18 protein-coding genes are annotated in these 20,071 nt (G+C 61.0%); 7 read left to right on the top strand and 11 right to left on the bottom strand.

The genetic code is table 11. The features are described 5' to 3' along the window. Positions 1-10: 10 nt before the first annotated feature. Complete coding sequence (gene ptsP, locus ACZZ0Q_RS00775; RefSeq protein WP_122492077.1) at positions 11-2,290, bottom strand: phosphoenolpyruvate--protein phosphotransferase; 2,280 nt, start codon at positions 2,288-2,290, stop codon at positions 11-13. Positions 2,291-2,332: 42 nt separating this feature from the next. Further along, the gene (locus tag ACZZ0Q_RS00770) at positions 2,333-2,812 is read right to left on the bottom strand and encodes an RNA pyrophosphohydrolase (RefSeq protein ID WP_122492078.1); all 480 of its coding nucleotides are present in this window, start codon (positions 2,810-2,812) and stop codon (positions 2,333-2,335) included. Between the two features lie 188 nt (positions 2,813-3,000). Here ACZZ0Q_RS00770 and ACZZ0Q_RS00765 point away from each other — a divergent pair, with 188 nt between their 5' ends. Further along, the gene (locus ACZZ0Q_RS00765) at positions 3,001-3,657 is read left to right on the top strand and encodes a histidinol-phosphatase (RefSeq protein ID WP_463540434.1); all 657 of its coding nucleotides are present in this window, start codon (positions 3,001-3,003) and stop codon (positions 3,655-3,657) included. An 84-nt stretch (positions 3,658-3,741) separates the two neighbouring features. Here ACZZ0Q_RS00765 and ACZZ0Q_RS00760 read toward each other — a convergent pair whose 3' ends face one another. Next, the gene (locus ACZZ0Q_RS00760) at positions 3,742-4,182 is read right to left on the bottom strand and encodes a DUF2269 family protein (RefSeq protein WP_463384162.1); all 441 of its coding nucleotides are present in this window, start codon (positions 4,180-4,182) and stop codon (positions 3,742-3,744) included. 60 nt (positions 4,183-4,242) lie between these two features. After that, entirely contained in the window at positions 4,243-5,757 is a 1,515-nt protein-coding gene (gene ilvA / locus ACZZ0Q_RS00755) for a threonine ammonia-lyase, biosynthetic (RefSeq protein ID WP_463540435.1), read from the bottom strand. Positions 5,758-5,919: 162 nt separating this feature from the next. On the opposite strand from ilvA, the gene rpiA reads away from it, so the two are divergent. Then, a complete protein-coding gene (gene rpiA / locus ACZZ0Q_RS00750; protein WP_463540436.1) occupies positions 5,920-6,594 on the top strand; it encodes a ribose-5-phosphate isomerase RpiA in 675 nt (224 codons plus the stop codon). A 17-nt stretch (positions 6,595-6,611) separates the two neighbouring features. Here the strand turns inward: rpiA and ACZZ0Q_RS00745 are convergent, their stop codons facing one another. Together ACZZ0Q_RS00745 and ACZZ0Q_RS00740 are read right to left on the bottom strand one after the other, a co-directional pair. Continuing rightward, positions 6,612-7,562, bottom strand: a complete 951-nt coding sequence (locus ACZZ0Q_RS00745) for an SDR family oxidoreductase (RefSeq protein WP_463540437.1) — start codon at positions 7,560-7,562, stop codon at positions 6,612-6,614. Further along, complete coding sequence (locus ACZZ0Q_RS00740; RefSeq protein ID WP_463540438.1) at positions 7,550-8,476, bottom strand: bile acid:sodium symporter family protein; 927 nt, start codon at positions 8,474-8,476, stop codon at positions 7,550-7,552. Before ACZZ0Q_RS00740 ends, ACZZ0Q_RS00745 begins: the two co-directional genes overlap by 13 nt. A 233-nt stretch (positions 8,477-8,709) precedes the next feature. On the opposite strand from ACZZ0Q_RS00740, the gene ACZZ0Q_RS00735 reads away from it, so the two are divergent. Next, positions 8,710-9,723, top strand: a complete 1,014-nt coding sequence (locus ACZZ0Q_RS00735) for a DUF5924 family protein (protein ID WP_463542260.1) — start codon at positions 8,710-8,712, stop codon at positions 9,721-9,723. A gap of 335 nt (positions 9,724-10,058) precedes the next feature. Next, positions 10,059-10,352, top strand: coding sequence for a GIY-YIG nuclease family protein (locus ACZZ0Q_RS00730; RefSeq protein ID WP_463540439.1), 294 nt, complete (start codon positions 10,059-10,061; stop codon positions 10,350-10,352). Here the strand turns inward: ACZZ0Q_RS00730 and ACZZ0Q_RS00725 are convergent, their stop codons facing one another. Both ACZZ0Q_RS00725 and ACZZ0Q_RS00720 read right to left on the bottom strand, forming a co-directional pair. After that, positions 10,353-11,963 (bottom strand): methyl-accepting chemotaxis protein, encoded by a 1,611-nt coding sequence (locus tag ACZZ0Q_RS00725; protein ID WP_463540440.1) that lies wholly within the window; start codon positions 11,961-11,963, stop codon positions 10,353-10,355. 81 nt (positions 11,964-12,044) lie between these two features. Then, positions 12,045-13,274 (bottom strand): nucleoside recognition domain-containing protein, encoded by a 1,230-nt coding sequence (locus ACZZ0Q_RS00720; RefSeq protein ID WP_463540441.1) that lies wholly within the window; start codon positions 13,272-13,274, stop codon positions 12,045-12,047. A gap of 157 nt (positions 13,275-13,431) precedes the next feature. On the opposite strand from ACZZ0Q_RS00720, the gene ACZZ0Q_RS00715 reads away from it, so the two are divergent. Continuing rightward, complete coding sequence (locus ACZZ0Q_RS00715) at positions 13,432-14,088, top strand: DUF3313 domain-containing protein (protein ID WP_463540442.1); 657 nt, start codon at positions 13,432-13,434, stop codon at positions 14,086-14,088. Positions 14,089-14,165: 77 nt separating this feature from the next. Here the strand turns inward: ACZZ0Q_RS00715 and ACZZ0Q_RS00710 are convergent, their stop codons facing one another. Beyond that, entirely contained in the window at positions 14,166-14,330 is a 165-nt protein-coding gene (locus tag ACZZ0Q_RS00710; protein WP_110615871.1) for a DUF1328 family protein, read from the bottom strand. 203 nt (positions 14,331-14,533) lie between these two features. Beyond that, positions 14,534-14,968: a PA2169 family four-helix-bundle protein gene (locus ACZZ0Q_RS00705; protein ID WP_463384170.1), complete on the bottom strand. Its 435-nt coding sequence runs from the start codon at positions 14,966-14,968 to the stop codon at positions 14,534-14,536. A gap of 232 nt (positions 14,969-15,200) precedes the next feature. Between ACZZ0Q_RS00705 and algB the strand changes: the two genes are divergently transcribed. Next, positions 15,201-16,547 (top strand): sigma-54-dependent response regulator transcription factor AlgB, encoded by a 1,347-nt coding sequence (algB, locus tag ACZZ0Q_RS00700; RefSeq protein ID WP_463384171.1) that lies wholly within the window; start codon positions 15,201-15,203, stop codon positions 16,545-16,547. Beyond that, the gene (locus ACZZ0Q_RS00695; protein ID WP_463540443.1) at positions 16,544-18,328 is read left to right on the top strand and encodes a KinB sensor domain-containing domain; all 1,785 of its coding nucleotides are present in this window, start codon (positions 16,544-16,546) and stop codon (positions 18,326-18,328) included. Before algB ends, ACZZ0Q_RS00695 begins: the two co-directional genes overlap by 4 nt. A gap of 92 nt (positions 18,329-18,420) precedes the next feature. Here ACZZ0Q_RS00695 and ACZZ0Q_RS00690 read toward each other — a convergent pair whose 3' ends face one another. Then, the gene (locus ACZZ0Q_RS00690; RefSeq protein ID WP_463540444.1) at positions 18,421-19,725 is read right to left on the bottom strand and encodes an OprD family porin; all 1,305 of its coding nucleotides are present in this window, start codon (positions 19,723-19,725) and stop codon (positions 18,421-18,423) included. Positions 19,726-20,071: the final 346 nt, after the last annotated feature.

The raw sequence follows: 20,071 nt of genomic DNA, 5'->3' as shown, positions 1-20,071 counted from the left end.
GGGAGAGGCTTTAAGACTGAATGACCGACGCCGGGTTGAGCACGCGGCTCAAGCCAAGATTGCGCAGCGCCAGGTGCAAGGTGCTGTGGATAACCTGTGGATTGTCGATGGTCATGATCTGCGCCAGCAGTTCCTTGGCCTTGCCCAGGCTGATCTGCCGCAGCAGCCATTTCACCTTCGGCAGGTTAGTGGCGTTCATCGACAGGCCGTCAAAACCCATGGCCATCAGCAACACGGCGGACGACGGGTCGCCGGCCATTTCACCGCAAATGCTCACCGGCTTGCCTTCGGCATGGGCGCCATCGACGACCAGCTTCAAGGCCTGCAATACCGCGGGATGGAGGAAATCGTAGAGATCAGCCACGCGCGGATTATTGCGGTCGACGGCGAGCAAATACTGGGTCAGGTCGTTGGAGCCCACGGAGAGGAAGTCCACCTGCCGAGCCAACTCGCGCACCTGGTAAACGGCGGCCGGCACTTCAATCATCACGCCGACTGGCGGCAGCGGTACGTCGGTGCCCTCGTCGCGCACCTCGCCCCACGCCCTGTGGATAAGGTGCAGCGCTTCTTCCAGTTCGTGGGTGCCAGAAATCATCGGCAGCAGAATGCGCAGGTTATCCAGGCCTTCGCTGGCCTTGAGCATGGCGCGGGTCTGCACCAGGAAAATTTCCGGGTGGTCGAGGGTGACGCGAATGCCGCGCCAGCCCAGGAACGGGTTGTCTTCTTTGATCGGGAAGTACGACAGCGCCTTGTCACCGCCGATGTCCAGGCTGCGCATGGTCACCGGCAACGGATGGAACGCCGCCAACTGCTCGCGGTAGATGGCCAGCTGTTCTTTTTCGCTGGGGAAGCGCTCTTTCATGATGAAAGGCACTTCGGTGCGGTACAGGCCAACGCCCTCGGCGCCGCGCTCCTGCGCGCGCACCACGTCGGCCAGCAGACCGGTGTTCACCCACAGCGGCATGCGGTGGCCGTCGAGGGTTTCACATGGCAACTCGCGCAGCGCTGCCAGACCCTGGGTGAGCTGGCGCTCTTCTTCCACCACTTCAACGTATTGCTTGCGCAGCACGTCGCTGGGGTTGGTGAACACTTCGCCGTGGTAGCCATCGACGATCAGCTGAATGCCGTCGATTTTCGAATACGGCAGATCGACCGCACCCATCACCGTGGGAATGCCCATGGCGCGGGCGAAAATAGCAACGTGGGAGTTACCCGAACCGAGTACCGACACCAGGCCCACCAGCTTGCCTTCCGGCACTTCGCCGAGCATGGCCGGGGTCAGTTCTTCGCTGACCAGAATGGTGTTGTCGGGGTAAACCAGGTTCTGCTGACGCGCCTGTTGCAGGTAGCTGAGCAGGCGACGGCCGAGGTCTTTGACGTCAGAGGCGCGCTCGCGCAGGTAGGCGTCGTCCATCAAGCCGAAGCGGTTGACGTGTTCGCCCACCACTTGGCGCAACGCGCCCTGCGCCCACTGACCGGTTTTGATCACGGTGGTTACTTCGCCGCCGAGGGCCGCGTCGTCGAGCATCATCAGGTACACGTCGAACAGCGCGCGCTCTTCCGGGCGCAACTGGGTGGCGAGCTTGGCGGACAGCGCACGCATGTCGGCACGCACGCGCTCCAGCGCCTGATTGAACAGCAGCAGTTCGGCGGCGATGTCGGAAACGGTTTTGTCGGGCACCACCTCAAGGTCGGCAGGCGGCAACACCACCACCGCCGTGCCCACGGCAGCACCCGGCGAGCCCGGCACGCCAGTGAATTTGGCTTCTTGAATGCCTTTGCCCTGACGGCCCAAGCCACGGATGGAACCGGTGGCCTCAGCGTGGGCGATAACGCCGGCGAGCTGGGCGCTCATGGTCACCAGGAAGGCTTCTTCGCCCTCGTCGAACTGGCGACGCTCCTTTTGTTGGATAACCAGAACGCCCATCACCCGACGGTGGTGGATGATCGGCGCGCCAAGAAAGGAGGCGTAACGTTCTTCACCGGTTTCGGCGAAGTAGCGGTAGCGCGGGTGGTCGGCGGCGTTTTCGAGGTTCAGCGGTTCTTCACGCGTGCCCACCAGGCCGACCAGACCTTCGCTGGGCGACATGCTGACTTTACCAATGGAGCGCTTGTTCAAGCCCTCGGTGGCCATCAGCACGAAGCGATTGGTTTCGGGGTCGAGCAGGTAAACGGAGCACACCTGGCTGCCCATGGCGTCTTTTACCCGCTGCACAATGATCGTCAACGCCGACTTGAGGTCTTTGGCGCTGTTCACTTCCTGGACGATCTTGCGCAGCGTGTTGAGCATGGCTCGAGGTGAACTCCTAGGTCGGTCTTATAGCTTGCATCGTCAATCTCGCGCGAGAAGGCGCGGCGCCAATTCCTTCAATGCGCGGCGGTACACCTCACGCTTGAATGTCACAACCTGGCCCAGCGGGTACCAATAACTTACCCACTTCCAGCCATCGAATTCAGGTTTGTTGGTCAGGTCCATGCGCACCCGCTCTTCGGCGGATTTCAGGCGCAGCAGAAACCACTTCTGCTTTTGCCCGATGCACAACGGCTGACTGTGAGTACGGACCAAGCGCTGCGGCAGACGATACCGCAACCAACCGCGGGTGCAGGCAAGAATCTGCACATCTTCCTGCTCCAACCCTACTTCTTCGTTCAATTCGCGATACAGCGCTTCTTCGGGGGACTCGTTGTCATTGATGCCGCCTTGCGGAAACTGCCAGGCGTCCTGATTGATACGACGAGCCCAGAGCACTTGCCCAACATCATTGGTAAGAATGATGCCGACATTCGGGCGAAAACCATCAGAATCGATCACGGCACAACCTCGTAAACGCATGTTTTTGCATTCTTTCACAAAGGTCGTGATGCCAGCAACGCGCCTTCCAACCTTATGGGCAGGTGCCTTCAAACCCCGTATTGTTCCGCCCTTGGGAAAACGACTACGCTCGGTTTCACCGCCCCTTGAGCCGTCAACTTTTTGATATCTGTAAAGCGAGATTACGTATGCGCCTGGCCTTGTTCGACCTCGATAACACCCTTCTGGCTGGCGACAGCGATCACACCTGGGGCGATTACCTGTGCGAGCGCGGCATCCTCGACGGCGCTACTTACAAAGCGCGCAACGACGAGTTTTATCAGGATTACCTGGCCGGCAAGCTGAACATTACCGACTACCTGAACTTCAGCCTGGAAATTCTCGGCCGCACCGACATGGCCCAATTGGATCAATGGCACCGCGAGTTCATGCGCGATTGCGTTGAGCCGATCATCCTCGCGCCCGCTTTGGCGTTGCTGGAGAAGCACCGCGCGGCGGGCGACAAGCTGGTGATCATCACCGCCACCAACCGCTTCGTCACCGGCCCGATTGCCGCGCGCCTGGGCGTCGACACGCTGCTGGCCACCGAATGCGAAATGGTCGAGGGCCGCTACAGCGGCCGCACCACAGACATACCGTGCTTTAAAGAAGGGAAAGTGACGCGACTGAACCGCTGGCTGGAAGAAACTGGTTTCAACCTGGACGACAGCTACTTCTACAGCGACTCGATGAACGATTTGCCGCTGCTGGAAAAAGTCGCCAACCCGTTCGCCGTTGACCCGGACCCCACGCTGCGCGCCGAAGCTGAGCGTCGGGGTTGGCCGGTGATTAGTTTGCGCGGCTGATCTCAATGGCATCGAGGCTAAAGCCTCTCCTGCAGGGACCAGTCCCATGTGGGAGAGGCTTTAGCCTCTAGTTTTTGCTCTTTGTTATGCCGGCTTAGCGCCCATCAGGCCAAGAATCGCCACCAGCAACACCAGAATCAAAACGCCGTACACCAGCGCAAAGCGCTGCAACCGTTGCGGTGCTGCCACCGGGCCCAGCGCTTCCCACGCGGCCAGTCGACCCGACAGCAGCAGGCCAACAATAAACAGCACGATAAACAGCACCGAACTGACCAGCAGCCACAACTGGCTCAGCGGCCAGCCGGCGATGTGCACCAGGTAAAAACCACTCACCGGCAGCGTGGCGGCCAGCACGGCGAACACCGGCAGGCTCATCACGCGGGTGCGCCGCACTTTGCGTTGCAGCACGGCCAGGTCGCCCCGCCGCTGCGCTTTCCACAGCATAAAGATGTGGGCGATCACGCCCAGCGGCAGCAGCACGGCCACGGCGCTGTGGAGAATTTTGAAGAGCAGATAATGTTCCATGTCGCGTCCCTGTCAGGCGTGCCCATGCCGCCGAATGGCGGCTGCGCATCTGATCATTAATTAACCAAGAAACAGTTTGTAGGCCGGATTGGCGCTTTCATCCCAGTACGGATAGCCAATTTCCTCCAACGCGGCCGGCAGCAGATGGCGCTCGTCTTCCGGCACTTGCAGCGCAGCCAGTACGCGGCCATCCGCGGCGCCGTGGTTGCGGTAGTGGAACATGGTGATATTCCAGCGCCCGCCCAGCTTGGTGAGAAAGTTGAACAGCGCACCCGGCCGTTCCGGGAATTCGAAACGGAACACGCTTTCATCCGGCACCGCCGCCGCATGGCCGCCCACAGCGTGGCGAATGTGCAACTTGGCCAGTTCGTTATCGGTAAGGTCGAGCACCGGGAAGCCTTGGGCGCGCAGCCCTTCCACCAGCGCCGCGCGCGGGTCGGTGTCCGGGTGCGTCTGCACGCCGACGAAAATGTGCGCTTCTTTATCGGTGTGGTACCGGTAGTTGAATTCGGTGATCTGGCGCTTGCCGATGGCTTCGCAGAAGGCTTTGAAGCTGCCTGGTTTTTCCGGAATCGTCACGGCGATGATCGCCTCGCGGCCTTCGCCCAGTTCGGCGCGCTCGGCTACATGGCGCAGGCGGTCGAAGTTCACGTTGGCGCCAGAGTCGATGCCCACCAGCACCTTGCCGGTCACGCCCTCACGCTCGACGTACTTCTTGATGCCCGCCACGGCGAGGGCGCCGGACGGCTCGGTGATCGAGCGGGTGTCGTCGTAGATGTCTTTGATCGCCGCGCAGATTTCATCGGTGCTGACGGTGATGACTTCGTCCACGTGCTCGCGGCAGATGTCGAAGTTCAGCTTGCCGATTTGCGCCACCGCCACGCCGTCGGCGAACAGGCCCACCTGGCTCAGCACCACGCGCTCGCCCGCCGCCAGGGCGGCTTGCAGGCAGTTGGAATCGTCTGGCTCGACGCCGATGATCTTGATGTCCGGGCGCAGGTATTTCACGAACGCCGCCATACCTGCAATCAGCCCGCCGCCGCCGACCGGGATAAAAATGGCATCGAGCGCGCCCGGCTGCTGACGAAGAATTTCCATTGCCACCGTGCCCTGGCCGGCGATGACGTACTCGTCGTCGTACGGGTGGATATAGACGTAGCCTTTTTCCTCAACCAGCTTGAGCGAATGCGCCAACGCCTCGGGGAACGCATCGCCATGCAGCACCACTTTGCCGCCACGGCTGCGCACGCCGTTAACCTTCAGCTCGGGCGTGGTGCGCGGCATCACGATGGTGGCTTTAACGCCCAGGTGTTTGGCGGCCAATGCCAGGCCTTGGGCATGGTTGCCGGCCGAAGCGGTGACCACGCCACGGGAAAGTTCTTCGGCGCTGAGCTGCGCCAGCTTGTTGTACGCGCCGCGAATTTTGAACGAGTAAACCGGCTGCAAATCTTCGCGCTTGAGCAGAATCTGATTGCCCAGACGGTCCGACAACTGGCGCGCGGGCTGCAACGGGGTTTCCACCGCGACGTCGTACACGCGCGAGGTCAGGGTTTTCTTCACGTACTGTTCAAGCATGGCGGCATCTTTGGCTTACAGGGCGGGTCGGCCAGTCTACTCCAGCGCTCTGGCCTGGGGCCACCGGGCGCTTGTTGTTGGGCTTTTATGTTGGCGCCACCCGACCCGGCGCCAAGGCTATAATCCGCGCCTCCCCGTTTACCTTCAGGCGCAGAACCCGCGATGACTCAGGATCAACTCAAGCAAGCCGTGGCCCAGGCGGCCGTTGACTTCATTCTTCCGAAGCTCAATGACAAGAGCATCGTCGGCGTCGGCACCGGCTCCACGGCCAACTGTTTCATCGATGCGTTGGCCAAGCACAAAGGCGCGTTTGACGGCGCAGTCGCCAGCTCCGAAGCCACCGCCGCGCGCCTAAAAGGCCATGGCATCGCGGTGTATGAACTCAACAGCGTGAGCGACCTGGAGTTCTACGTCGACGGCGCCGACGAAAGCGACGAGCACCTGAATCTGATCAAAGGCGGTGGCGCTGCGCTGACCCGCGAGAAAATCGTCGCCGCCGTGGCGCAAACATTTATCTGCATCGCCGACGGCAGCAAGTTGGTGCCGGTGCTGGGCAATTTCCCCTTGCCGGTAGAGGTCATTCCCATGGCCCGCAGCCATGTGGCCCGCGAACTGGTGAAACTGGGCGGCGACCCGGTGTACCGCGAAGGCGCGATTACCGATAACGGCAACATCATTCTGGATGTGATGAACATGCAGATCACCAACCCGGCTGAGTTGGAAACCCAGATTAACGCCATCGTCGGCGTGGTCACCAACGGCCTGTTCGCCGCGCGCGGCGCCGATTTGTTGTTGCTGGGCACTGCCGAAGGCGTCAAAACCCTGAAGCGCGCCTAAGCAAGCGCCGCGAAGCCTTAGCCGTTGCGCGCAGCCAAAAACGCCATAAAGGCTTCGCGGCTGCTGTAACGCGGTTGATAGCCGAACTCTTCTTTCAAACGGCGGTTGCTCAGCACCGGCCGGTAGCGCAGAAAATCGAGTTGCTCCGGGCCGTATTGGCTCAGTCCCAACGGTTTAAGAACGCGCAAGGCGTTGCGGATCAGGCCGGCCGGCAACGGCCGATATGGCTTGCCCAGCAACGCGGCAATCTCGCGCAGGCTCAGGGCGCCGTCGCCGGCCAGGTTAAAAATGCCGTGCGCGTTGGTTTCCAAACCTTTGCGAATGATGCTGACCACGTCCTGATCCCAGATAAAAACAAAGCGGCTGTCACTGCCTTTAATACCGAGCACAGCGCGCTTGCTGAACATGTCGGTGATCTGGTTGTTTACCCGCTTACCCAAGATCGTGCCCGGCCGCAGCACCAGCTGGTGCAGCTGCGGATCATGGCGGCGGGCATTGGCCAGCAACACCTCCACTTCCTGTTTGTGCTTGGCGTAAGCGAAATGCGGGTGGCCGCGCAGCGGATCGTTTTCGTCGATCCACTCAGCGTTTTCCGGGAAATAGCCATACGCCGCGCCGGAGCTGGTAACGATCAGCTGCTTCACGCTGTTGGCCACAGCGGCTTCAACAATCGAGCGTGTACCGCCGACATCAATGGCGTGCAACTGCGCGTCGCTCATGCCGCGCGGCGGCGTTACCACCGACGCCAGATGAACAATCGCCTCGGGCTTCCACGCCGCCACGCATTCGCGCACCTGGTTCGGCTGGCTGATATCGAGCAGTACCGGCTCGACATTCATCTTCAAACCTTGCTTGGTCTGTGCGCGGATGTCGGCGGCAATCAGCGTCCACTTCGGATGCTGCGCCGCCAAGTCGTTAAGTAGCTGGTGGCCGATAAAACCTGCCGCGCCGGTAATCAGGACGCGCATGTCAGCGTCTCCTTGTCTTGGTCAGCTGCCGGCAGCGGACGATTGCGCCAGAACAGCACCAGCAGCAACCCGCTGACCAGGTGCCAGGTACCCCACAGCGCCGCGACGAGGGCCATGTTCGCCTCGCCGCCAAACTGGGAAAAGATCAGCCCCAGGGCAAGCCCGGAGTTGTGCATGGAAATCTCGATAACCATGGCCCGCAAATTGGCGCCGCGCTGGCGCGCCAACTTCGCCATCAACCAACCGAGCACGATGGCGCTGGCGTTGTGCACCACCACCAACACCAGCACCAAGCCGAGCGAGGCGGTGAACATTTTCCAGTTGCTCGCCAGCGCGCCAATCACAAAAAACGCGAACGCCAGCAGGGCGAAGCGCTTGAACCACGGCATGATCCGCTCGGCCACATGGGGCCACAGGTTGCCCACCAGCATGCCCAGCGCCAGCGGCAGACCGAGCAGCCACAGCAGGTTGAGGATGATGCTCAGGTGATCGACATGCAGGCTGCTCAGGCGCTCGGCCAGGTAGGCGGACGCTTCGGGGTTGCAGGCGCTGGTCAAGGCGAAATTGAGTGGCAACAGCACCAGCGCCAGCAGGCTGGACAGCGCCGTCATGCTCATCGACAGGGCCGTGTTGCCGCGCGCCAGGTGAGTCATCACATTGGAGAGATTGCCGCCGGGGCAGCAGGCCACTAACAGCAGGCCCAGCTCCAGGCCAGGGTGCAAGTCGACCAGCAAGGTCACCAGCAGCGTGAGCCAGGGCAGCAGCAGGCATTGACCCAACATGCCGGCGAGCACCGGTTGTGGATGCCGCACGATGGCGCGAAATTGCGCCACGCGAAGTTCCAGCGACACGCCGAAAATCAGCGCCGCCAGCACCAGGCCGAGGATGAGTTGGGAACTCGCGTCGTAATTCATAAACGGGCCTTTTATTTTTGTTTTAGCCCGCCGCACTGTACGGGCGCAAACGGGCGCGCAACAGTGGCAACGGCGGCCAGCGGCGGTGGCCAATTGCGCCAGCGGCGCCGCCACGCAAACAAGCGCAACGTAATCAGCGCGCCGCACTCCTACTTAAAGCGCCACCATGGACCCCCGCTGTGTCCGCCCGTATTCTGCGCTCCTGCTTTTCAACCTGCCGGCCTGCCACCGTGATAGACACCTGGAAAACCCGCGCACTCGCCGTTATTGCCCTGCTGCAACGCTACCCCGGCGTGGTGGCGGCATTCGGTTTTATCTCGGGAGTCTTAAGCTTCGTGCTCGTCGACCGCCAAGCGCGGCTGGCCACGCCCATTGCGGTAATGCTGCTAATCAGCTGGCTATGGCTGACCCTGGAAAGCGTCGTCACCCGCGTGTTTGCCAAGCTCTTCGGCCGTGAACTGCCGCAGCCCCTGGTGCGTTACCTGACGCAAATGATCCACCAGGAAAGTCTGTTCTTCGTGCTGCCGTTTTTCATCATCACCACCACCTGGAACAGCGGCCAACTGATGTTCACCGGGCTGCTGGCCTGCGCCGGGTTGGTGAGCATCATCGACCCCATCTACAACAAATGGCTGGCCCCACGCCGCTGGCTGTACCTGGCCATGCACACCCTGACCCTGTTCGCCGCGCTGTTGACGGCGCTGCCCATCATCCTGCACCTGACCACTGCGCAGAGTTACAAGCTGGCGCTGGGCATTGCGGTTGCGCTGTCTTTTCCAAGTTTGCTGGTGACCTTTCCTATTCAACGCTGGTGGCGTGGCTTGGCGCTGATCGGCCTGACGCTGGCACTGGGCGGCGCGGGTTGGTTGCTGCGCTCATGGGTGCCGCCGGCCACGCTCTGGCTGACCGAAGTGGCCGTGACCACTGAACTGGACGACTTCAACCGCGCGCCGGGGGAAAGCCTGAGCACCATGACCGCCGACGACCTGCGCACCAAAGGCCTGTACGCCTACACCGCCATCAATGCGCCGCGTGGTTTGGCTGAACGCATCTACCACGTATGGCGCCACAACGGCGAAGAGATGGACCGCATCGCCCTGGACATCAGCGGCGGGCGGGCGAAGGGGTATCGGTCGTGGACGCACAAACAGAACTTTCCACAGGACGTGGAAGGGGATTGGGAGGTGCGGGTGTTGACCGAGGATGGGCAGGTGATTGGGGTGTTGCGGTTTGAGGTGACGCCTTAGGGGGTTTGGTTTGGTAGTTTTTCGCGGGATGGCACTTCGGTTCAATAGCCTGGATCCCCGCGTTCGCGAGGATGACGGAGGATTAAAGAAGCCTTGCGTTCATGCCCTTCGCAAACTACCGCGAGCCGGACGCCGCACCTTCCTTCCAAAGACTGGATCCCCGCGTTCGCGAGGATGACGGAGGTTTTAGGGGCTTTCACCGTCTTTCCCGCGAGGCACCGTCATCCTCGCGAACGCGGGGATCCAGAATCTTCCGTCGGACAAGGGGACCCAGCCGATTCCCCCCTCAGCGCCGAGCGACAAACCTAAGCGCCCCCTCAACACGAAAAAACCTCATGGAAAGGATTCCCACGGTCTACATCCTCGCCAGCCAGAAAAACGGCACGCTTTACATCGGTGTCACTTCAAACCCAGTCCAACGCATCTGGCAGCATCGAGCCGAAGCCATGCCCGGCTTCAGCAAAACCTACAACGTTCACCGCCTCGTGTATTACGAAGTCCACGAGCACATGCTCACTGCCATAGCCCGCGAAAAGCAGCTGAAGAAATGGCGACGCGAGTGGAAAATTGACCTCATCGAATCCACCAACCCAACCTGGTCCAACCTCTGGCCCGCCCTCCTCCCTTAGCTACAACCGAAACCGCTGCACCATCGCGTTCAAATCACTCGCCAACTTAGCCAGTTGATCACTGGCCACCGACGTCTCATGCGCACCCGTGGCGTTCTGCTCGGCAATGTCACGGATGGCCACCAGATTGCGGTCCACTTCCCGCGCCACGCTCGCTTGCTCTTCAGCCGCACTGGCGATCACCAGGTTCATGTCGTTGATTTGGTTGACGCGCTCGGCGATCAGTTGCAACGCGCTATCGGCCTGGCTGGCCATGATTTGGCTGCGGCTGGCGTATTCGCTGCTTTGTTCCATCGCACTTACCGACTGCTGGCTGGCGGTCTGGATGGCGCTGATCATCCGCTCGATTTCCTGCGTGCTGGTTTGCGTACGCTGCGCCAGCGCGCGTACTTCGTCTGCCACCACCGCAAACCCTCGGCCCTGGTCGCCGGCGCGCGCCGCCTCAATGGCAGCGTTCAGGGCCAGCAGGTTGGTTTGTTCGGCAATGGTGCGGATCACTTCCAGCACACGGCCGATGGCGATGGCCTCGTCGGCGAGCGTGGCGATGGTGGTCGAGGTGATGTTCAAGCGTTCTGTCAGTTGCTCGATGGTGTTTCGCGTACTGCTTACCTGCTCGCGCCCGGCCTGGGCGGTTTCCTGGGCTTCGCGGGAGGAGTCAGAGGTGTGGTTGGCGTTGCGCGCCACTTCGTCGACAGCGGCAGACATCTCGGTCACCGCCGTGGCGGCCATCTGAATTTCGTCGTTTTGCCGGGTGATGCCGCGCGAAGAATCGTCGGTTACCGCATGCAGCTCCTCGGCCGCCGAGGCGAGTTGGGTGGCGGAGTTCTGGATGTTCAGCAGGGTTTCGCGCAGCGTGCCTTGCATGCCGCTGAGCGAGCGCTGCACCTGGGTCACTTCATCGGCGCCTTCAGCCGGCACCGGCTGGCTGAGGTCGCCGGCGGCAATGCGTTCGGCCGATGCCGCCAGAACCGCCAGCGGCCGGGTGATGCTGCGGCTGAGCAGCACGGCGGCAATCACGGTGAAAATAACGCTGGCCAGCAAAATCAGGCTGAAGGTGACGGTGGCGTTGTTGGCACTGGCTTCGGCACGCGACCCCGCTTCGGCGGCGCCCCGGTTGTTGAGAGCGATCAATGCGTCAAGGGAGGCGATCAACGCATCGAAGGCCTGCTCCGACTGAGCCGCAACGGCTGGCGTCGCGCCACCGCTGCTCATGCCGGTCAGCACGGCGTCCAATGCCTGTTCGTAGGCGCTGCTCTTCTCTGCGTAAGCGCTAAACAGACGGCGGTCTTCGTCGAGAATAATGGTGCCTTGGTAGTCCTTCTCGTAACCGCGAACGCGCTGTTCGATGGTGCGGATTTCAGCCGTCAGCGACGTCAACTCGTTGGGCTGAGCGACGATTTCGTTTTCATCCAGGCGCATCAGTTGGCGGTCGGATTTGATCTTGGCCATTAGGTCCAGACCGCCCATCCACACGTCTTTCACTTCCATTAAATCGGTACGCAGGCTCGACAACTCGGTGAGCGCGACGCCTCCTGTGACCAACAAGCACAGCGTCAACACGCCAAAGCCGATGAAGTTACGCAGACCCACACTGACTGAACGTAGAGACATAACCGACTCCCAAGCGCGCTGGCGATTCGCTGAGTCTAGTCAGCGAACCGTCACCTGCATGGCGGCTCGTCGTGTGGTGCGTTAGCCGAAAAACCAGTAGCACACCGAAATGGCTGCCACCACCCCGGCGAATTCCGCCAGCAGCGCACAGCCCACGGCGTGCCGCGCGCGCTGAATGCCGACGGCGCCGAAATACACGGCCAGCACATAGAAGGTGGTTTCGGTACTGCCTTGAACCGTCGCCGCCACCAACGCGGGGAAGCTGTCGACGCCTTGACTTTGCATGGTTTCAATCAGCATCGCTCGCGCCGCGCTGCCGGAGAACGGCTTCACCAGCGCCGTGGGCAGGGCGTCGACAAAGCGGTTGTCCCAGCCCAGCTGTTCGACCACCCAGCGAATGCCATCCAGGCCGAAATCCAATGCACCCGAGGCGCGCAACACGCCGACGGCGCAAAGCATGGCGACCAGATACGGCAGCAAACTCTTGGCTACGTCGAAGCCTTCTTTGGCCCCTTCGACGAAGGTTTCGTACACCGGCACTTTGCGCAGCGCGCCAACCAGCACGAACAGCAAAATCAAGCCGAACAGGGTCAGGTTGCCCAGCAACGACGACAAGCCGGCCAGCGCCGTGGCCGACAACCCGGCCAACAGCGCCATGAAACCGCCGAGCAGCAAGGCGCCCGGAATCAGGTACGCGAGCACTACAGGGTCCCAGAGGCGCAGGCGCTGCATCACCGCCACCGAGAGCAAACCGACCAGCGTCGAGGCGCTGGTGGCCAACAGAATCGGCAGGAACACCAGGGTCGGATCGGGCGCGCCCTGCTGGGCGCGGTACATAAAAATGGTCACGGGCAGCAGGGTCAGCGACGAGGCGTTAAGCACCAGAAACAGAATCTGCGCATTGCTCGCCGTGGTGCTGCTGGGGTTGAGTTCCTGAAGGGCGCGCATGGCTTTGAGACCAATGGGCGTGGCGGCGTTGTCCAGGCCCAGGGCGTTGGCGGCAAAGTTCATGGTGATCAGCCCCAGGGCCGGATGGCCTGGCGGCACTTCGGGCATCAGGCGGCGGAACAATGGGCCGAGCACCCGGGCCAGCCAATCGACGATGCCGGCCTTCTCAGCGATGCGCAAAAAGCCGAGCCACAGCGTAAGGGTGCCGAACAGCAACACCATCACCTCGACCGAGAGTTTGGCCATGGCGAACAGGCCTTCGACCATGGCCGCAAACACGCCGGCGTTGCCGCCCACCAACCACTGCGATAACGCCGCAATGGCGGCAACAATGAAAAAGCTCAGCCACAAGCCGTTGAGCATGGTTCGTCCTCTTGATGTGCCGCGGATGATAGCGGCGCCCTTTGCTGCATTGCCACCGACACCCGCACCAGCACGGTCATTTTTCTCAGCTAGGCTCACTTCGCCAGCAGTGCCCGCCGGTGCGCACCGGTTCACTTTTCGCTTAGGAGTTTCAAGGATGACTAAACGGTTGATCGCCAGTTTTGCCCTGAGCAGCGCTTTGCTCATGGCGGGTTGCTCCAGCTCCACCACCCAGCCTGAGCAGTACTCGGGCTTTTTGTCGGACTATTCCATTCTTAAACCGGCCACCTCGGCCAGTGGCGCGCCCGTGCTGCGCTGGACCAAGCCGGGCCTGGACCTCAACCACTACAGCTCCGTGCTGGTGGAAAAGCCGCAGTTCTACCCGGCGCCCAAGCCCAATGAGCAGGTCAGTCAGAAAGCACTGAATGACATTTCCAACTACCTGCAACAGTCCATGAAACGCGAACTGGCAGGCCGTTTGCGCATCGTCAACCAAGCCGACGCCGACACCTTGGTGCTGCGTTCAGCCATTACCGCCGTCGACACCTCGGCCAAGGGTTTGCAGTTCTATGAAGTCATCCCGATCGCGCTGGCAGTCGCGGCGGCTACGGCGGCAGCGGGCACGCGCGATGAAGACACCACCATCTTTGTAGAAATGCAGGCGCTGGATGGCGCGACGGGCAAGCCGGTCGCCGAAGTGGTCCGTAAGGGCACCGGGCTGCGGCTGGAAAACGACACCACGCAACTGACGGTGAAAGACCTCGCCCCGGTGCTGGACGTCTGGGCCAAAGATGCACGCAACTTCAAGCCTTAAACGCTGGGCTGCGCGCTAAAACGCAGGCATAAAAAAACGCCCTCTAACGAGGGCGTTTTGGTGTGGCGCTGATGGCGTCAGACTCGACCGCGACGGCCGAAGATCAGCGAAACAACGAACATCACCAGGAACACGACAAAGAGAATTTTCGCGATGCCGGTTGCGGTGCCCGCAATACCACCAAAGCCCAACACTGCTGCGACGATGGCGATGATCAGAAAGGTAATGGCCCAACTCAACATGATGTCTCTCCTTACGTTTGGTTCGGGTTCGAAACCCTGTTTGTCAGGAACCCTTACTGGGTTGGAACCACGGCCTTCTGGCTTGGTTCAGGTTCCTTGTTTCGTCTTGCGTTAAAAAATTCGGTACAGCCTGGTTAAAACAAAACCTGCGGTGGCGGGCGGTTGGGCTTCGCTTGGCTCAGCCCAACCCACACCGAACAGGCTTACTTCAGCGAATGCTTCAGTTCACGCATACGGTCGTGGCAGGCGCGCACTTTCGGCATTTCTACGGCCAGGGCAGCGCGCAGATCCGGGTCGGCATCTTCCATGGCGTCTTCGAAGGCATGCAGGATGCGGTCTTCGGTGTCTTCCAGTTCGGCGACATAAGCGGCGCCTTCATCTTTGGACATGCTGGCTTTGGTGTCGGCGTAAACCTGACGCAGCTTGCCCATCACGGTGCCGCCCTGGGCGGGGGTCTCGTGGTTGGCGGCTACTTTCACGGCCAGCGCCTGAATCACCTGGATTTTGGCTTGCGACATATCGCGGAACAGGGCCTGCAGTTGCGGGTCTTTGACCTCGGTGCGGGCGTGCTCATAAAAGCGCTGACCGTCGCGGGTGATTTCGATCAGTTCGTTCAGTTGGCTAGTGCGACTGCTCATGATGATTTCCTCTCGGTCTAGGGCCGTTCTTGGCCTGTTGCAAGGGATATCGCAAGCGCTGTGCCAGCTTTTTAAAACTTTTTATTTCTTTTAAAAACAATAACTTAACCAGTCCAAGCGAGACGCTTCGCCATGCAGCTTGCAGGATGGGTTTAAATCCACCGTGCAAGTTGCACGAACTTGCCCGAACTTTCCGTGACTAACGCTCACTGCAACCGATCTGAGAACACACATGGAAGCCTCAAGCCCGAAAAGTGGCCGTATTTTGTTGGTCGATGATGAGTCGGCAATTCTTCGTACTTTCCGCTATTGCCTGGAAGACGAGGGCTACACCGTAGCCACGGCGACCAGCGCCATGCAGGCTGACACCCTGCTGCAACGCCAGGTGTTTGACCTGTGCCTGCTGGACCTGCGCCTGGGTGAGGACAACGGTCTGGAAGTGCTGGCGCAGATGCGCCTGCAAGCGCCGTGGATGCGCGTGATCATCGTCACAGCGCACTCGGCCATCGACACCGCCGTAGACGCCATGCAAGCCGGCGCCAGCGATTACCTGGTGAAGCCGTGCAGCCCCGACCAACTGCGCATGGTCGCCGCCAAGCAGTTGGAAATCCGCTCCCTGGCCGCGCGCCTAGAGCAGTTGGAAGGCCAGGCGCGCAAGCCAGGCGACGACCTCGACTCCCACAGCCCGGCGATGATGGCCGTTCTGGAAACCGCCCGGCAGGTGGCCGGCACCGACGCCAACATTCTGATCCTTGGCGAATCCGGTACCGGTAAAGGTGAATTGGCCCGCGCCATTCACGGCTGGAGCCAACGTTCGAAGAAAGGCTCGGTCACCATTAACTGTCCCTCGCTCACTGCCGAGCTGATGGAAAGCGAGCTGTTCGGTCATAGCCGAGGCGCGTTTACCGGCGCCAGCGAAAGCACCCTGGGCCGCGTCAGCCAGGCCGACGGCGGCACGTTGTTCCTCGACGAAATCGGCGATTTCCCCCTGAGCCTGCAACCTAAATTGCTGCGCTTTATTCAGGACAAAGAATACGAACGGGTCGGCGACCCGGTGACCCGTCGCGCCGACGTGCGCATCGTTGCGGCCACCAACCTCGACCTCGACGCCATGGTGCGTGAAGGCAAGTTCCGTGAAGACCTGCTCTATCGCCTGAACGTCATCACCCTCAAGCTGCCGCCGCTGCGCGAGCGCGCCGACGACGTGCTGATGCTGGCCGAACGGTTCCTCGCCCGCTTCGTGAAAGACTACGCGCGCCCTGCCCGCGCCTTTACCGAAGAAGCGCGCAACGCCCTGCTCGACTACCAATGGCCCGGCAACATTCGCGAATTGCGCAACGTGATCGAGCGGGCGAGCATCATTTGCCCGCAAGAGTTGGTGGATGTCAGCCACCTCGGCCTGGTTGCGCCCACCAGCAGCAACGCCCCACGGGTCGGCGCTGACCTGAGTCTCGAAGACTTGGAGAAAGCCCACATCGCCGCGGTACTGGCCACCAGCGACACCCTTGACCAAGCCGCCAAAACCCTGGGCATCGATGCCTCGACGCTTTACCGCAAACGCAAACAGTACAACCTATGAAGCCAGCCATGACCCTGCGAACGCGGTTCTTCCTGAGCTTCTCAGCGTTGATCACCGTCGCGCTGTTGGGCTTGCTGCTGGGGGTGGTCAGCGTGTTGCGCATGGCCCAAACCCAGGAAGGCCTGATTCAAAACAGCTTCGCCACCATCGACCTCAGCCAACGCCTGCGCACCAGCTTTGGCGACCAGCTGACCATCATGCTCAGCGTTAAACCGGACATGCCGGCGCTGCGCGCCTCGCAAGCGCAATTTCGCAGCCTGCTGGAAGAAAGCCTGGACCTGGAAAACCGCAGCGACCGTGAAGGCTTCGAGCGTATCGAAAAGGCCTATAGCGAGTTTCTGGTGATTCTCGACAAGGCTGACCCGGCCAACGGCGGCGTCAATGACGACGACACCGTCAGCCAGGCCTTCAACGACGTGCGCAAGGAGATGCTGCAAGTTCAGCAGGTGGCCATCAATAACGTCAGCATGGCTGAAGCCCAGGCCCGCGACCGGGCGAAGTTGATTGCGCTGTTGCTAAGCCTTCTGGGCGCGGCGGTGCTGCTGATTGGCTTGCTCACCGCGCAAAGCATCGCCCGTCGTTTTGGTGGCCCCATCGAAGCGCTCGCCACCGCCGCCGATAAGATCAGCCAGGGCGATTTCGACGTGGCACTACCGGTGTCCTCGGTCAGCGAAATGGCCCTGCTCAGCCGCCGCTTCGGGTTGATGGCCGATGCGCTTCGCCAGCTTAAAGAAACCAATGTCGAAGCCCTGCTGGCCAGCCAGAAACGCCTGCAAGCGGTGCTCGACAGCATCGACGACGGCCTGGTGATCATTGACGTCAACGGCGACATCGAGCACGCCAACCCGGTTGCCATCCGCCAGTTGTTCTGGGAGCACGACCTGCTGGGCAAAAGCTTTGGCGCGGTGATCAATCGCCCGGAACTGGATGAAGCCGTAAGCCTGGTGCTTAGCGGCAAACAGCTGGAGCAGGTGCCAGAAGATTTGCTGATTGAAACCGCGGGCGAAAAGCGCCTGTTGGCCTGGGCGCTGACCCCGGTGCACCACATCGACGGCCGCACCGTGGGCGCCGTGATGGTGCTGCGCGATGTCACCGAACAGCGCGCCTTCGAGCGCATCCGCATGGAGTTTGTGCTGCGCGCCTCCCATGAATTGCGTACGCCGGTGACGGGCATGCACATGGCCTTCAGCCTGTTGCAGGAGCGGTTGAAGTTTGGCGAGGAATCACGCGAGGCAGACCTGATTCGTACCGTCGACGAAGAGATGGCGCGCCTGGTGCAGCTCATCACCGACTTGCTGAACTTCTCGCGCTACCAGAACGGCCTGCAAAAACTGGAGCGCGCCCCGTGCGACCTGCACGAGCTGATCGGCCAAACGCAACAACGCTTCGCCGCCAAAGCCAGCGAGCGCGACATCAACATTGTGGTGGAAGTGCTGGAACCGTTGACCCAGGTGAACATCGATCGCCAGCAAATCGAGCGCGTGCTCGATAACCTGATTGCTAACGCCCTGCGCCACAGCATCAGCGGCAGCGAAATTCAGGTGCAAGCGCGGCGCCATGGTGAACGCCTGATCATCAGCGTGCAGGACTTCGGCGAAGGCATCGACTTCAGCCAGCAAGCGCGCATTTTCGAGCCGTTTGTACAGATCGGTAAACGCAAAGGCGGCGCCGGGTTGGGCTTGGCCTTGTGCAAGGAAATCGTGCAGTTGCATGGCGGGCGAATCAGCGTGTATTCGCGGCCAGGCAAGGGTTCGCAGTTTTATATGGCGTTGCCGATTTAGCCGCTGTTCGCCGTGAAAAATCGAGGCTGAAGCCTCTCCTACAGAAAACGTTAACCTGTAGGAGAGGCTTCAGCCTCGATGCTTTTCAGCCCTTACAAAATGCTCAACGGATACTCGATGATCAGACGAACCTGATCGGAGTCCACATCCGAGGTCCCGGAAATACGGTGGGTGGCTTGCCGCACACGAAAGGACAAGTCCTTCGCTGGCCCATCCTGCACCACGTATTTAACCGAAAGATCCCGCTCCCAATGTTTCTCGTTGTCGGCGTAGTAGTTGTACGGACTGCTGGCATCCATGTGGCTGCCGTCCACGTTGTCGCCACGGGTATAGCCGGCGTAGAAGGTCAGGCCCGGCACGCCGTAGGTAGCCATGTTCAGGTTGTAACCCAAACGCCAGGACTCTTCGCGCGGGCCGTTGAAGTCGACCAGTTGCATGGAGTTGGCCAGGTAGATGGAGTCCTGGAAAATTCCGCCGCCCAGTACCAGATAATCGAACGGCTGATCGCCGTGGTTTTTCTGAAAGGCCAGCGTCACTGTGTGGGCGCCAATGGTGTAGCCGGTGGCGAACGACCAGGCGGTGGTGTCGATGGTGCCCGCCAGCGATTTGCCCTCGTCGAGGGTGCGGTAAATGTTGAAGTCGAAGCTCAGCGACTGGTCGTCGCTCAGCGCCATCACGTAGTTGGCGTTGCCGTAGTACTGCTTCCACAGGTCTTCATATTCGGAGCCGTAGCCGGTGACGCTGAGGGTGTCGGTGATGCTGTACGTGGCGCCGAGAAAGGTGACATCGCCGCCTTCCTTGCCGGCATAGCCCGCATAGAAACCGTCGTGGCTGCCGGACCGATTGTTGTCTTTGGACGAGGTGAAGTGACCGGCGTCGACTTTCAGGCCTTTGACTTCGGCGCTGTCCAGTTGAAAGCCGGTTGCAGTGGCCGGGACCAAGCGCGCGTCGGCCATGGCGATAACCGGGTTGTACGGGCGCAGGTCGCCGTATTTCAGCGTGGTGTTGGAGAGGCGAACTTTCACCGCGCCGCCCAGGGATGAGAAGTCGTCTTCGGAATTGCCGTCGGAATCCTGCGGGAACATTTTCGAGCCGGCACGGCCGCCGCCGCTGTCGAGCTTGATGCCAGCGTAGGCGCTCATGTCCACGCCAAAACCCACAGTGCCCTGGGTGAAGCCAGACACGTAATCCAGCTGGAAGCCCTGGCCCCACTCGCGGTTATCGCCGGTGCCGCGGTCGTGGCGGTCCATGTTCCAGTAGAGGTTGCGCGAGATCAGATCGAGTGAGCTGTCTTCCACAAAGCCTTTGGAATCGGCCTGCCCGGCTTGCGCTGCGGACAAGGTGAAAACGCTGGCGCTCGCCACCGCCAGTGCCAATCCGGTGTGTTTCAGTTTCATCGTGTCGTCCCCATTAAGTGAATGTGTCGGCATGCACCCGCACCAGCGCCCGGGCGTCATTCAAATGGGTTGAGCCTGGCGGCCACCTGATGCACCCAGCGATGGCCGCCCGCTCGCTCAGTCTTTGCGGTGGGAGATGCAATCCGCGCCGCTGGCCGAGTTACCCATGGGCCTAACAAAAGCCCCATTCATTGCCCCATGTTCGCGCGTTACGTCCTGTTCAATTCACGACATATTGACGTGCTATTACGCCAACGCTCGTGGCGTGGAAAGTTGACGACTGAGGTGTAATTTGTCGGGTCGGACAAGTCATAAAACGGCACTTTGTTAGCGTACCGAAAGCGGC

It is taken from the genome of Pseudomonas sp. AC070 (assembly GCF_979258635.1).
The sequence above is the reverse complement of the archived record's forward strand: the minus strand, read 5'-3'. Positions and strand labels throughout refer to the sequence as shown.